2 protein-coding genes are annotated in these 633 nt (G+C 36.2%); one reads left to right on the top strand and one right to left on the bottom strand.

All coding sequences use genetic code 11. The features are described from left to right. The coding region (locus IDG60_RS19955) for a VOC family protein (RefSeq protein WP_276570666.1) at positions 1-220 on the top strand (220 nt) is incomplete at its 5' end. Between the two features lie 162 nt (positions 221-382). Here the strand turns inward: IDG60_RS19955 and IDG60_RS19950 are convergent. Then, complete coding sequence (locus tag IDG60_RS19950) at positions 383-613, bottom strand: DUF896 domain-containing protein (protein ID WP_000697134.1); 231 nt, start codon at positions 611-613, stop codon at positions 383-385. Positions 614-633 lie beyond the last annotated feature (20 nt).

Below are 633 nucleotides of genomic sequence, written 5' to 3'. Positions count from 1 at the left end.
CAAGCATTTTCAAAATGTAAGTCAGCAAAGCCTTAATACTGAACCAAATGAAGTGATGATTTCTCTAGGTGTGAACACAAATGAAGAAGTTGACCAGTTGGTGAATAAAGTGAAAGAAGCGGGTGGCACAGTCGTTCAAGAACCAACAGTAAGCCAAGGGTTTTATGGTGCAATGTTCAAAGATCTTGATGGACACCATTTTAATTTTTTGGTCTGCTAAAATGAAATTCTCAAAAGAATAAATAAAAAGCCCATACAAAGATGAAGGTTTAATGTGCACATGTCGTAAGAGACATGGTGGACACATTAGTGTCTTCAATCAGTATGGGCTTTGTTTATGAGGTCAGTTGGCACCTTAAGTGCAATACCTCGTGAGCAAATATTAATTTTGAATATAACCGTATTGTTGGCGAAGATCATACACTTTATCTGGTGTGACATCCTGACCGATTGGATCAACCACTTTTATTGTGGAAAATGTTGTTAATACTTGTCCTCGGATCATGCTTAAGTAGTCTTGACGCAATGCATGTTGTTCTTGTTTTTCAGCTACAGTAAGTGGTTGGACTTTTTCTTTATTTGCAAGTTCATTAATTCTATCTAAAATTTTCATATTGTCATATCCTCCTTAGA

It is taken from the genome of Staphylococcus sp. EG-SA-2, assembly GCF_017152085.1.
The sequence above is the reverse complement of the archived record's forward strand: the minus strand, read 5'-3'. Positions and strand labels throughout refer to the sequence as shown.

Bases quoted from the DNA above. Each gene is read 5' to 3' on its own strand.
- IDG60_RS19950 (WP_000697134.1), bottom strand. From the start codon at position 613: ATGAAAATTTTAGATAGAATTAATGAACTTGCAAATAAAGAAAAAGTC.